At 68.7% G+C, this 12608-nt stretch carries 10 protein-coding genes, 1 tRNA gene and 2 pseudogenes; 5 read left to right on the top strand and 8 right to left on the bottom strand.

Going from position 1 to position 12608, the window contains the following annotated elements:
* Positions 1-184 precede the first annotated feature (184 nt).
* A complete protein-coding gene (locus tag ACWGO0_RS17820; RefSeq protein WP_453535110.1) occupies positions 185-778 on the top strand; it encodes an NAD(P)H-dependent oxidoreductase in 594 nt (197 codons plus the stop codon).
* 149 nt (positions 779-927) lie between these two features.
* Positions 928-3035: pseudogene (locus ACWGO0_RS17815) on the top strand (HelD family protein).
* 125 nt (positions 3036-3160) lie between these two features.
* Here the strand turns inward: ACWGO0_RS17815 and ACWGO0_RS17810 are convergent.
* The 6 genes and pseudogenes from ACWGO0_RS17810 to ACWGO0_RS17785 all read right to left on the bottom strand — a co-directional run bounded on the left by ACWGO0_RS17810 (position 3161) and on the right by ACWGO0_RS17785 (position 6896).
* Positions 3161-4282, bottom strand: a complete 1122-nt coding sequence (locus tag ACWGO0_RS17810; RefSeq protein WP_453535107.1) for a hypothetical protein — start codon at positions 4280-4282, stop codon at positions 3161-3163.
* 113 nt (positions 4283-4395) lie between these two features.
* A pseudogene (locus ACWGO0_RS17805) lies at positions 4396-5327 on the bottom strand (aminoglycoside phosphotransferase family protein).
* Between the two features lie 57 nt (positions 5328-5384).
* A complete protein-coding gene (locus ACWGO0_RS17800; protein WP_453535104.1) occupies positions 5385-5927 on the bottom strand; it encodes a DUF1707 SHOCT-like domain-containing protein in 543 nt (180 codons plus the stop codon).
* 124 nt (positions 5928-6051) lie between these two features.
* A tRNA-Ala gene (locus ACWGO0_RS17795) sits at positions 6052-6125 on the bottom strand.
* A 94-nt stretch (positions 6126-6219) separates the two neighbouring features.
* Complete coding sequence (locus ACWGO0_RS17790; RefSeq protein WP_453535101.1) at positions 6220-6606, bottom strand: VOC family protein; 387 nt, start codon at positions 6604-6606, stop codon at positions 6220-6222.
* Positions 6603-6896 (bottom strand): ArsR/SmtB family transcription factor, encoded by a 294-nt coding sequence (locus ACWGO0_RS17785; RefSeq protein WP_453535099.1) that lies wholly within the window; start codon positions 6894-6896, stop codon positions 6603-6605. Before ACWGO0_RS17785 ends, ACWGO0_RS17790 begins: the two co-directional genes overlap by 4 nt.
* 319 nt (positions 6897-7215) lie before the next feature.
* On the opposite strand from ACWGO0_RS17785, the gene ACWGO0_RS17780 reads away from it, so the two are divergent.
* Entirely contained in the window at positions 7216-9294 is a 2079-nt protein-coding gene (locus ACWGO0_RS17780) for a SpoIIE family protein phosphatase (protein ID WP_453535097.1), read from the top strand.
* An 85-nt stretch (positions 9295-9379) separates the two neighbouring features.
* Here ACWGO0_RS17780 and ACWGO0_RS17775 read toward each other — a convergent pair whose 3' ends face one another.
* A complete protein-coding gene (locus ACWGO0_RS17775; RefSeq protein WP_453535094.1) occupies positions 9380-10438 on the bottom strand; it encodes a GlxA family transcriptional regulator in 1059 nt (352 codons plus the stop codon).
* Between the two features lie 99 nt (positions 10439-10537).
* On the opposite strand from ACWGO0_RS17775, the gene ACWGO0_RS17770 reads away from it, so the two are divergent.
* Positions 10538-11488 (top strand): NADP-dependent oxidoreductase, encoded by a 951-nt coding sequence (locus ACWGO0_RS17770; RefSeq protein ID WP_453535128.1) that lies wholly within the window; start codon positions 10538-10540, stop codon positions 11486-11488.
* On the opposite strand, the gene ACWGO0_RS17765 is transcribed toward ACWGO0_RS17770, so the two are convergent.
* The gene (locus ACWGO0_RS17765; RefSeq protein WP_453535134.1) at positions 11471-11740 is read right to left on the bottom strand and encodes a hypothetical protein; all 270 of its coding nucleotides are present in this window, start codon (positions 11738-11740) and stop codon (positions 11471-11473) included. The two genes, ACWGO0_RS17770 and ACWGO0_RS17765, sit on opposite strands and share 18 nt — an antisense overlap.
* Before the next feature lie 63 nt (positions 11741-11803).
* Here ACWGO0_RS17765 and ACWGO0_RS17760 point away from each other — a divergent pair, with 63 nt between their 5' ends.
* On the top strand, positions 11804-12571 hold the full coding sequence (locus ACWGO0_RS17760; RefSeq protein WP_453535091.1) for an SMI1/KNR4 family protein: 768 nt from the start codon (positions 11804-11806) through the stop codon (positions 12569-12571).
* Positions 12572-12608 lie beyond the last annotated feature (37 nt).

Raw genomic sequence — 12608 nt, 5'->3', positions numbered from 1 at the left:
TCCCCAGCCTTTTTGGCTGGGGACCACCCCGGATTCTTGTCTGCGCAAGGGTATTTCTCACAGCGGGGCTTCCGTGGGCAGCCGTTCGCAGATAATGGCTACGTGCCGAGTGCGGAGCTGATGAGTGGGTCCGACAGGATCGGCAGATGATGAAGACGTGTGCGTTTCGACTGGGGGACGAATAATGCGTATAGGGGTGTACCTCGCACATCCGAGGCCCGGAAGCTTCAACCACGCCGTATCCGATGCCGTTGTGGAGGAGTTGCGGGGCCGAGGCTGCCAGGTACTGGCGCACGACCTCTGCGCCGAAGGGTTCGACCCTGTGCTGTCCGCCGACGAGACGGGGACGGTCCAGTCGGCGCCGCCCGCCCAGGACTCGCAGGTGGCGCAGCACCGGGCAGAGGTGGCCACGCTCGACGCCATGGTGTTCGTCCACCCGAACTGGTGGGGCATGCCGCCCGCTGTCCTCACAGGCTGGGTCCAGCGTGTGCTCGTCCCCGGTGTTGCGTACAAACTCGGCACGGCGGAGGGCGAGCCCGCTGGGCTCCTGAAGGCCGGCAGGGCACTCGTCCTGAACACCTCCGACACTCCGGCCGACCGTGAAGAGAGCGAGTTCGGCGATCCGCTCCAAAGCGTCTGGGCGGCGTGCGTCCTGCCGTACGTAGGAGTAACGGATGTACGCCGGACGGTTTTCCGTACGGTCACGGGCTCGACGGAGAAAGAACGCGCGGTGTGGCTGGACGAGGCACGCGGACAAGCAGCCTTGCTGTTGGGCTGAGTCGCGGGCCGGCGGCACCGTGTGCGTGGGCGGTGCGGTGCGGTCTCTCGGGGGGGCATTGAGCCACACGACGCTGCACTGCTGACAGGCCGAGACACTCGTAACGTAACCCAGTTAAAAAAATGATTGAGTTGCGTTATTGTGAGGCAATGTCACGCTCCGACTCCGTCCTCAGTGACGCCCTCGACCGGGAACGCTCTCGCCACGACGCCTGCCGCGCGGCGCTCGACGCCATGATCGACGGTGCGCAGGAACAGGTGGTTGTCGGAGAGGACGTCGCCGCGTCCGGTGCGGACGCCGAAGCCCTCGGCCGCCAGTTGCGTACCCAGGCGAAAGAGCTCCGGGAGTTGCCCGAAGGGCCGTTGTTCTTCGGGCGCCTCGACTTCACCTCCGCCTCCGAGGCGGCGGGCGACCACGCCGGTCAGCAGTACCACGTCGGTCGGCTGCGCATCACCTCCCATCCGTCCTCGCCGCCGCTCGTCGTCGACTGGCGTGCTCCCGTCGCCCGGGCCTTCTACCAGGCCGGTCCCCGTGACCCGCAGGGTGTCGCGGTCCGCCGCCGCTTCGGCTGGTCATACGGGAGCGGAGGTGACTCAGCCGACCTGACCAGCCTTGAGGACGAGCATCTCGGCGCGGGCGAGACACGGGAGAGCAGCATCGTCGCCGTCGAGGTCGAGCGTCCTCGCATCGGGCCCATGCGCGATATCGCTGCCACGATTCAGCCCGATCAGGACCACCTCGTACGGGAGGACCTCGCCACCACGTTCTGCGTCCAGGGCGCCCCGGGCACCGGCAAGACCGCGGTCGGGCTGCACCGGGCCGCGCGTACATCCTCTACACCTGGCCGCAGCGCATCCAGCGCGGCGGGATGCTGATCCTCGGCCCCAACCGCACCTTCCTCTCCTACATCTCCGAAGTGCTGCCCGCCCTCGGTGAGACCGGCGTGCGGCAGTCCACCCTCGACGACGAGATCGCCGCCCACCCGGTCACGGCGTACGACAGCGAGCACGCGGCAGCCGTCAAACACGACATCCGCATGGCAGAAGTCCTGCGCCGCGCCCTGTACGCACGTGTGCGCCCGGACCTGTCGAAGTCCTTTGCCCTGCCGGACGGTTCGTATCGCTGGCGCATCTCCGCCGACGAACTGGAGCAGACCGTCCGTGACGTGCGCGCCGAAGAACCTCCGTACGCTGTGGGACGCGACCGAGTCGGTACGCGCATCGTGCGCCGCATCCAGCAACAGGCCGAGCGCCGTGCCGGTCCGCGTACCAACCTCTGGGTGCAGAAGGTGTCCCGGGCCCGGCCGCTCACCACTGGGATCAACGCCGTATGGCCCGCCGTGCACGCGGAGGAGATCCTCGCGGACCTGCTCACGCACCCGCACCTTCTCGCCGACGCGGCCGAAGGCATCCTCGACCCGGATGAGCAGCGTGCCCTCCTGTGGGCCGAACCCCCGCGCACCCACAGATCGGCCCGCTGGTCGGCTGCAGATCTCGTACTCCTCGACGAACTGGCCGGCTTGATCGAGCGCCCTGCCGGCTACGGGCACATCGTGATCGACGAGGCGCAGGACCTTTCACCGATGCAGTGCCGCGTCATCGCTCGACGTTCGCCTTTCGGCTCGCTCACCGTCCTGGGCGACCTCGCTCAGGGCACCACCCCGTGGGCCGCGCGCGAGTGGCCTCGGCTCCTCGCCCACATGGGCAGACCTGACGCCGTCGTCACCCCGCTGACCACGGGCTTCCGCGTTCCCGGTGCGGTCGCCGAACTCGCCAACCGCCTGCTGGACCATCTCGACGTGGACGTACCACCGTCCCGCTCCCTGCGCCGCGACGGCGAGGTGAGTGTCGAGGCCACCGAGGACACGACCGCGGCGACCGTCGCGGCGGTGAACACCGCGCTGGAGTACGAGGGTTCCATCGGTCTCATCGTGACCGACGTCGAGTCGCAGAGTCTGTACGGGGCTCTGGCCGCAGCCGGGATCACCGCATCCGCGCCGGACACCCTGGGGGCGCGCGTCACGGTGGTGCCGGCCTCCGCCGCCAAGGGACTGGAGTACGACCACGTCGTCGTGGTCGAGCCCGCGGCCATCGTCCAGGCCGAGGCCCGCGGCCTGAACCGCTTGTACGTGGCGCTCACTCGCGCCGTCTCCCGTTTGCACATCGTGCACTCCAGGCCGCTGCCGCTTGCGCTCCTGCCCTCGGGCGGACCGGGCGGACCGGGCGGACCGGGCGACGCGGAGTCGCGGCTGGCCTGATGACTGCTCGTCCCCCGTTCTCTCCGTGCGCGCGGGCGGAAAGGGCCGTCCCGTCAGGGGTCGGGATCGGGGCCGGGGGAGCGGCAGGTCTGGGGCACCTACAAGCCTGTCCCGCCGATGTAGCCTCACCCGGCCGTCGGCAGGCGCAGGTCCGTGCATCCGTGCCGTGTGGCCGAACGCTCCGCGAACTTCCGGAAAGCCGGCAGCCCGAAGGTCTCCTTGCCCTTGTCTCCGGGTAGCCACACGGTGGCTGCTTCGGCCGGCGTGTACCCGGTGAACAGGGCCCGCTCGGAATCGCCGGGGCAGCGGGCACTCGCCCACATCGTGCCGTCCCGGGCCCCGGCCTGGCTGCCGTTGTCGCGCCTGGAATCGCCGTCCCGTGCGCGCAGGGCGTAGGGGCCGAAGCGTGCGGAGAAGACGTAGCGTGCGTCGAAGTAGTGCGAGGCCCCGACCTTGCACACCTCGTACAGGCCGGATCCGCCTGCGGTGGTCTCTTCCTCGGCCGCGCTCTCCTCTCCGGCCGTGGTCTCTTCTACGGTGTCCAGGCGCTGGTCGCGGCCGAAGGGCAGCGCCGCGCACGTGCCGTCCGCGCCCGTGGTCGGCTCCTGCCCGGTGACCGCGGGCAGGGACCGCAGGGGTTTGCCTCCTTCGGTCGCGCAGCCCCAGCGATCCGCCGCCTTGACGGCCGTCGCGGTAGCGAACCGGGCCCAGTACACATCCCCGTCGAGCCACCCGCCTGCCTGCTCCTGGCGGGCTTCCTCCGTCTCGGAGTGGGTCGTCGAAATGTACGAGTCGATGGTCACGGAGACGAGGTCATCGCTTCCCTGGCAACCGACCAGTACCCGGACCGAGTCGCCGTCGGCAGCGCCGCGCCAGCCTCCGGTCAACGGCACCGGCAACCGACGGCCTGTGAAGGGCGGCAGGAGCTCCTCCAGGTCCTGGCCACCGTGCTCCTCGGAGCGAAGGAGGGCCACGGTCACCTCTCGTTGGTGATCACCCACCAGGCAGGCGTGCGCGTCCGGGCCGAGTACAAGATCGTTCCGCAGCTCCAGGCCGGGCCACAGTCCCTCGAACAGCGAGCTTCTCTCGTGGGCCAGCACACCCCCGCAGTAGGTGGCCATGGCCTCCTCGAATCGCCAGCGGGCCGCCGTGTCGCTCTCCCGCCACCAGATCCAGGCCGCAAGGAGTCCGAGGACCAACACCCCTGCGATCCACGCGGTCCACCGGATCGCTGCTGCACGTGCCATGTCCTACGTCACTCCTTGTTGCGGCGGGGCTGGGGGTCTGGGCGTGTACGGCGCGCGTTGGCGCTGCGCCAGGAGTGCGGCGTACGGGGAGGGCCGAACTCCGAGTGCTCGGTTCAGGTGCCCTCTGTGAGCAGCGACGCAAGATGATCCGCGAACTCGGTGAGCCGGTCGAGTTGTTGCCCCCTGCGGGCCCTGCGGAATCCATGACGGCGTCCCCAGAACGCAGCCTGGACGGCATGGAGCTGCGTCCACCGCTGGACGCGTTCGCGGTCGAGTTCCGCAGCGTCGACGAAGACGTCCAGAGTGTGATGGACCGCTGCTCGCAGGTCGTCCGCTTCGAGAAGCGACACCGCGCGTGACTTCAACAGCGTGCCGCCGTCGTAGGCGGGGTCTCCCGCGTACCCTTGGGGTCGACCGCCAGCCATGGTTCACGGTCGGCACGGAGGATGTTTCCGGCGTGGAGGTCGCCGTGGATGAGGGTGTCCGGCTGGACCCGGGCCAGTTCACGAATGGTCGCCGCTGCCGCGTCCACGACATAGGGCGAAAGCGTGTGAGGCAACTCCTTCGCATCCTTGCGTAGTTGTTCCTCCCAGGCGTCGGCCTGTTCCCGCAGCCGTGGCAGATCCGGTGGCGCGGGGATCGCCAGCTGACGGCTGATCCGCCCGGCGACCGTCACCACCTCGTCGGCGTCGTCGAGCTCCGCCAGCGTCGATGCCTGCACCCGCTCCAGAAGCATCGCGAAGCGCTTGTCTTCTCGCTCAAGAAGCAGGACGGCTCCGCGCCCGCCCCATGCCGCGAATGCGTCCGGCTCGTGCACGTTGCCGGGATGCGGAAAGGACACCTTCAGCACAGCAGCCCCCGTGCCCTGCCGTACCACCGGGACGATCACTCCGACGCCCCCATGCAGGACATCTCCGTCCTGAACGCACTCCCAGCGCCCCAGCAAATCGTCCACAATCCGCGGAAGTTCGGCGAGCCACATGGCTCCCGGCTCTCCCTCGCGCTCGACGGTGCTACGCGAGAACGCCTCTGGTATCCCGATCATCCAGGCACCTTATGCGTGGTCCCTGCGTCTGCATCATCCGCCTCGACACCAGCTGCCTCAACGCCGCGCGTGGCGGATCTTCAGCTGCCCGAACCCCATCGCTCCGGAGATCCGGATCCTCGGCCCACGCGGGCGGGAGCTCCGCCGCGTCTTGTAGAGCGAGTCCTTCCACCCGGTGTGCAGATCCTTGACGTCGACTATCGCGTCGCGAGGCACCGTGATCTTGGCCTTGCCGGTGCCGAGTTGTAGCTCGATGTCGACTTCCGGATGCTCGAAAACTGCCCGGGACAGGTCGAGGTACACCTTTCCGAATGCGGACTCGACCTTGAGCTTCCGCGGTACCCGCCATGTGCCGCGCCGCTGGATCCGGCCACTGGCGGCGGCAATCGTGGACGTGGTGACCGCTTTCTCCTCCGGGAGCGAGGCCAGGACCGACACGAGCTCGCTGTGCTTCTTGGCGGTGAGCGCCTGGCCGAGCCCTTCGTCCATCTCCTCGTGTGAGATGTGCCCTTCGGCATACGCATCCTGAAGGCGCTGCACGGCCGTGTCGCGAGCGTCTTCACTGATCAGCGACTGCGGGTCTTCCGGCAGAGAGTTCACCGTCCCACTCTAGTGCCGTGCCGCAGACGCGAACACGCCAAGGTCCTTAGTGGTCAAGGAATTTGACGGGGCATGAGCACTCACGCGGCCGGAAGTCCGGCGCGTGCGCGATGCAGGGGAGGGATGGGGCCGGCCGGATTCGAACCGGCGTCCTCCCACATGCGGTGAAGGCGCGACGACCACTGCGCTACGAGCCCCATCCCGCTCTTGATCGTACGAGCCGAGTGCACTCCGCCGCACTCGACCTGAGCTGAGCCTGAGCATGAGCCTGAACCCGAAGTCGTGGACGCTCCTACTCGCTGTGCACGATCTGGATCAGGTTGCCGCAGGTGTCGTCCAGTACCGCCGTGGTGATCGGGCCCATCGTCAGCGGCTCCTGGGTGAAGTGCACCCCGAGCTCGCGCAGCCGGTCGCATTCCGCATGTACGTCGTCCACGGCGAAGGACGTGGCCGGGATGCCGTCCTCGACCAGCGCCGTCTTGTACGGCTTCACCGCGGGATGGCCGGAGGGCTCAAGGAGCAGTTCGGTACCGTCGGGATCTTCCGGCGAGACCACGGTCAGCCACCGGTCCGTACCCAGCGGGACGTCGTGCTTCGTCACGAAGCCCATCACGTCGGTGTAGAAGCGCAGGGCTTTGTCCTGGTCGTCGACGAATACGCTGCTCAGGTGAATCCTCATGGGGTGCTCTCCGGTGTATCGGGCCTGAGCCATCGGGTCACGATGAGCTCAAGGGGTTCGGTGTTCAGGTCGTGGAACTTGTAGCGGCCCTGGCGCCGCGAAAGGACCAGACCCGCGGATTCCAGTACGGCCAGATGCTGGCTGATCGCCTGGCGGGACAGCCCCAGGCCGTGTTTGGTCACCAGCCTTGTGCAAATCTCGAACAGGGTCTGGCCGTCCCGTTCCACCAGCTCGTCAAGGATGCGCCGGCGGGTGGGGTCGGCCAGCGCCTTGAAGACATCGTCCGCCATGACCAACACCATAGGCAAGTGGTGACTTGCCTATCAAGTCGTGCGGTCCGGTGTTGTCCGATCGAAGAGGTGCGCCCCGATGCGTAGCGTGATGATTTGGTTCCACTCCGTGAGATTCTCACGAGTTGCCCACGAGGCTGGCGATGTCAGAGGGATGCCGGAGCCCGTGGCGTCGAGCAGGCGCGGGTCCAGGCATTGCCCAGTATTTAGGGCCGGAGGGCTGCGGGGGTGACTGGTGCGGGGGAGTATGGGAGAGGTCACGGCGTCTGCAGCGGGAGAGCGATCACCGGCCTGTCTGCGGCGGAAGGAGCGGCAGACGATGGCTACAGACGGGTTTCAGACCGATCTGGGCCCTGCTGGAAGGGCGGAGCTGGGCGGCTCGCCTCCCGGTGGGCTGCTGGACGTGCTCGGCGTGGCGGCGATCGTCCTGGACGCCGAGGGCCGGATCGTGTTCTGGAGTCCGCAGGCGCAGGCATTGATCGGATACACCGCCGAGGAGGCGCTCGGTCAGCTCGCAGTCCAGCTGATGGTGGCCGATGAGCACGCCGATCTCGTGCTCCGGCTGTTCGGCGAGGTGATGGCCGGGGAAGGGACCTGGGCGGGCACCTTCCCCGTACTGCACAAGGACGGTGGTACGCGGCTGCTGGAGTTCCGCAATATGCGGCTGATGGATGACCTCGGGGATCTGTATGCCCTCGGTCTCGCCACTGATCAGGCGACGTTGCGGCGCGTGGAACGCGACCTGGCACTGTCTGTCCGGCTGGTTGACCAGTCGCCGATCGGTCTGGCCGTCGTGGACACGAACCTGCGGTACGTCATGGTCAACCCCGCCCTGGAACGTATCAACGGCCTGCCCGCCAAGGAACATCTCGGCCGCAGCGTGCGGGAGGCCCTGCCGTTCCTGGACGTTGACGCGATCGAATCCGCGATGCGACAGGTCCTGTCCACCGGTATTCCGCTGGTGGACCAGGACACCGTCGGCCGAACGCACGACGATCCCGACACCCAGCACGCCTGGTCGGTCTCCTTCTACCGGCTGGAGGACTCTGCGGGGAAAGTGCTGGGCGTGGGTGTTTCCGCCGTGGACGTGACCGACCGGCACCGTGCGGCTCTGGACGCCGAACGTGCCAGGCACCGCCTGACCGTCGTCGCCGATGCCTCCGTGCGTATCGGCACCACGCTGGATCTGGTTCAGACCGCCCGGGAGCTGGCCGATGTCGCCGTCCCCGAGCTCGCCGACATGGGCGCGGTGGACGTTCTCGAAGCGGTCCTGAGCGGACACCGCAACCGGTCCCGTTCCGACGGGCCGGCGGAGTTCCGCGCGCTGGCCGTTGCCGCCGCCTATCCCACCGACGCCGTCTCAGCAGCGGATCCACCGGGCGAAGTCGCCCGCTACGACGCCGAACGGCTGATCGCCCGATGTGTCAGCACACGCCGACCCGTAGTGGTCACCCACGTGACCAAGGCAGACCTGCGTCTCATCGCGCGCGACGCCCGGTCCGCCGAGCTCCTCGCCGAGGCGGGCGTCCACTCCTATTTGGCCGTCCCGCTGATCGCCCGCGGGGAGGTCCTCGGGGCCCTCGACCTCGTACGCGCCCGTAACCCGCTGCCCTTCACCGAAGACGACGTCACCCTGGCCGGCGAGCTCGCAGCCCGTGCTGCCGTATGCATCGACAACGCCCGCTGGTATCAGGCGCAACGTGACACCGCACTGACCCTCCAGCGCAGCCTCCTGCCCGAGGTCCCCACGTGCCTGTACGGCCTCGAGGTCGCCTCCCGGTACCAGCCGGCCGGTGCGGCCATAGAGGTGGGCGGCGACTGGTACGACATCCTCCCTCTGACCGGTGACAGGACCGCGCTCGTCGTCGGCGACGTGATGGGCAGCGGCATCAACGCCGCCAGCACCATGGGACGGCTTCGCACCGCCACCCAGACACTCGCCGGTCTGGATCTGCCACCCGCGGACGTGCTGCGCAACCTCGACAGGATCACCGCCGGGCTCGATCCCTACATCGCCACCTGCATCTACGCGCTCTACGATCCCCACAGCGCCCACTGCCACATCTCCACCGCGGGACACCTGCCTCCCATCCGCATGCGGCCCGGACACAGGCCCGAACTCCTCGACCTGCCCACCGGCGCCCCGCTGGGCGTGGGCGGTGTCCCCTTCCGCACCACCACGGTCGACCTGGACCCCGGTGACCAACTGCTCCTCTACACCGACGGTTTGGTCGAAACGCGTGACCAGGACATCGACACCCGTCTCGACGCGCTCCTCGCCCTCCTCGACGGCCCGCACCGCAATCTCGAAGACACCTGCGACCACCTGCTGGACTCGATGCGGCATCCCGGCGATCACGACGACGTGGCCCTGCTCATCGCCCGCGTCCGCCGCTGACGCGAAAAGCGCCGAGTCAGTCACCGGTCTGACGCTCCAGGGTGCGGTTCTGAGTGTCACCGTGGGTTGTGAGAGGCCGAGTGGCTCAGAGCGGCGCTGCTTCCGGGGCAGGGGCAGGAGCAGAGGTAGAGGTAGGGGCAAGGGCCAGGGCCAGGGCCGGGGCATGAGTGCCCGCCGGTGCGGTGCCAGGCACCGCCGTCTCGCCGCGGAAAGTACGCCGATAGGCCAGCGGAGAGACCCCAATGGAGGCGTGCAGGTGCTGGCGCAGCGACGTGCCGGTCGCGAAACCGACCTGGCCCGCGATGTCGTCCACGGCCAGATCGGTGGACTCCAGCAGATGGCGGGCGTGGGCCACCCTCTGCTGGATCAGCCAGCGCCCCGGGCTCATGCCGACCTCTTCGCTGAACCGGCGGGCGAAGGTCCGCAGGCTCATCCGGGCGTGGTCGGCGAGCTCGCGCAGGGTGAGTGGCTCCTGCAGATTCTCCAGGGCCCACTGCCTGGTGGCCGAGGTCCCGTTGGCCACGGCATCCGGCACAGGCTGTTCGATGTACTGGGCCTGCCCGCCGTCCCGCCACGGCGGGACCACACACGCACGGGCCACCTGGTTGGCCACGGCGGCGCCGTGGTCCTTGCGTACGAGGTGCAGGCAGACGTCCACCCCCGAGGCGGCCCCGGCCGAAGTCAGCACGTTCCCGTCGTCGACGAAGAGCACGTCCGGGTCGAGCACCACCTGTGGGAACCAGGCGCGGAAGGCTGCCGCGAGCGCCCAATGGGTCGTGGCGGGCCGGCCGTCCAGGAGTCCGACGGCCGCGAGCAGGAAGGCGCCCGTGCAGATCGACACGATGCGGGTTCCGGAGGGGATCGAGGCGAGCGCCTCCCGGATCTCCGTCGGCACCTCGCGTGTGAGGAGCGCCGGATCGTAGGGCGGGATGACGACGGTGTCGGCGGTGCGAAGGACCTCCGCTCCGTGCTCGACGGTGACCGAGAAGTCGGCGTTGGTCCGCACAGGCCCACCGTCGACCGAGCAGGTCAGGACCTCGTACCGGTCATCGGCGGCGCCGAGGACGCGACTCGGAATGCCGAGCTCGAAGGGGTACACCCCGTCCAGGGCGAGAACGACTACACGGTGAGCGAGACGTGACATGGCACGATCCTGTCGAAAGATGGCAATCATGCCATGGTACGCGTCAAGGCTGCCCGCGAAGCTGTGAGCATGACCAACAACGCCACGATGCGAGACACCATGCGCGCCATCAGCCAGGACACCTACGGAACACCTGACGTGCTCAAGGAGGTCGAGCTCCCCAGGCCGGCGCCCGGCCCGAGCCAGATCCTGGTCGCCGTCAAGGCGAGCGGGGTAAACCCCACCGACTGGAAGCACCGGTCGGGCGGCCTCTTCCTGGACCGCCTGCCGCTCGTACTCGGCTGGGATGTCTCCGGTGTCGTCGAGGCCGTCGGCTACGGAGTCACGCTCTTCAAGCCGGGCGACGAGGTCTTCGGCATGCTGCCCTACCCGTACGGAGTCGGGGCGCACGCCGAGTACGTGACCGCACCCGCCCGGGCCTTCGCCCGCAAGCCCGCCGGGATCGACCACATCCAGGCCGCCGCACTCCCGCTCGCGGCACTCACGGCGTACCAGGCACTTGTCGACACGGCAGGGGTGACGGCGGGCCGGCGCGTGCTCGTCCACGCCGCTGCCGGTGGCGTCGGCCATCTCGCCGTCCAGATCGCCAAGTCCCGCGGCGCGTACGTCATCGGGACCGCCAGCGCCCCCAAGCACGACTTCGTCCGGTCCCTCGGCGCCGACGAGGTCATCGACTACCGGACCACCGACTTCCGGGACGCTGCCCCGGACATCGACGTCGTACTGGACCCGCTCTCCGGCGACACCCGCATCCGTTCCCTCGAAGTCCTGCGCCCCGGCGGCGTCCTCGTATCCCTTCTGCCGGGCACGGACCCGGACGAGGCGGCGAAGGCCGCCGAACGCGGCGTACGGGTGGAGACTCTCCTGGTGGAAGCCGACCACTCCGGCATGAACGCCATCGCCGGCCTCGTGGAGTCCGGTGGTCTGCGTGCTCACGTCGAGGAGGTCTTCCTTCTCGCCGACGCCGCCAAGGCTCATGCCCTGGGCGAGACCGACCGCACCACGGGCAAGCTCGTCCTGCTCGTGGACGGTTCACTCACCGAGGCGTGAGGAGCTGAGCACGAGTCCGTACGGGATGGGCGAGCGCCTGCTCGGCGTTGTGCCGGTTTCAGGACCGGCTCCACGCGGGCAGGTGCGGCCGGCCAGCCGGGCCATGAAGTCCGCGGTGGTCACTTCGAAGGCGACGTCTCGGCTGAGACCGGCGGCCGAGAAGGCCAGTTCGATAGCTCCTTTCCTGACCGGTTCGGTGAGTTCATCACTTGCGCCCACGCGCAGGCTGATGCGCACGTTCGGGAGCTCCATGGATCCATGGTGAATCACGATGGATCGGGTGATGCGGCGTGTGCTTCCTCTACGGTTCGTGGCATGACTGGCGTGTTCGACGTGGCTCAGGCTCTGGCTCTGGACGGCGGAATCTCCAACCGGGCGCGGGCATGGGCGTTCGTCCGCGGCTTCGCCGCTGCCTGGGACGAGCCGCTGACCGAGGACGACGGCACACCGGCAGCGGAACTGGCCCGGGCCGAGGCGGCGCTCGGCTGCTCCCTGCCGGCCGCGCTGCGCGAGTTCTACACGCTGCTCGGCGCGCGGTCCGGCCTGATCGCCAACCAGGATCCCCTGCTGCCGCCCGCCGAGATGTTCTTGCACGACGAGTGCGGCGGGGTCCTCGTCTTCCGCAGCGAGAACGAGGGCTGCGCCTTCTGGGGTGTGCGCCTGCGCGACCTTGATCAGGACGATCCACCGGTGTTCGTCCAGACGCGGCACGGCTGGGTGCCGTTCTTGGACCGGGTCTCCCTGGCCTGCGTCGAGCTCGTACTGAGCGAGGCGCTGTTCGGCGGGGGAGGCCGGCTGTACAACGCGTGCGAGCTGCCGGCCAACCTGCTCCGAGCGGTGCCCGAACACTTCCGGCGGATCGCACTCCCCGACTACCCGTTGTGGACAGGCCCGGAGGACTCGCCAGTGCGTTGGTTCTCCGCCCCGGGGCAGTTGCTGCGCCAGGACGGCTTGGGCGTTCACAGCTGGCTGCACGTCCGGGGCCGGACCCGAGCAGGCCTGGACGCGATCTGCGAGACCGTCCCCGGGCAGTGGGCCCTGGGATACGCCCAGTCAACGGACGCTGAACCGCAGCCTCTCTGAACCCCCCGTCGTTGACACGCACTGGTCGGTCACCGCC

This window comes from Streptomyces sp. NPDC055749, assembly GCF_053617235.1.
Note: the sequence above shows the minus strand (reverse complement) of the source record. Positions and strands in the feature narration are given on the sequence as shown.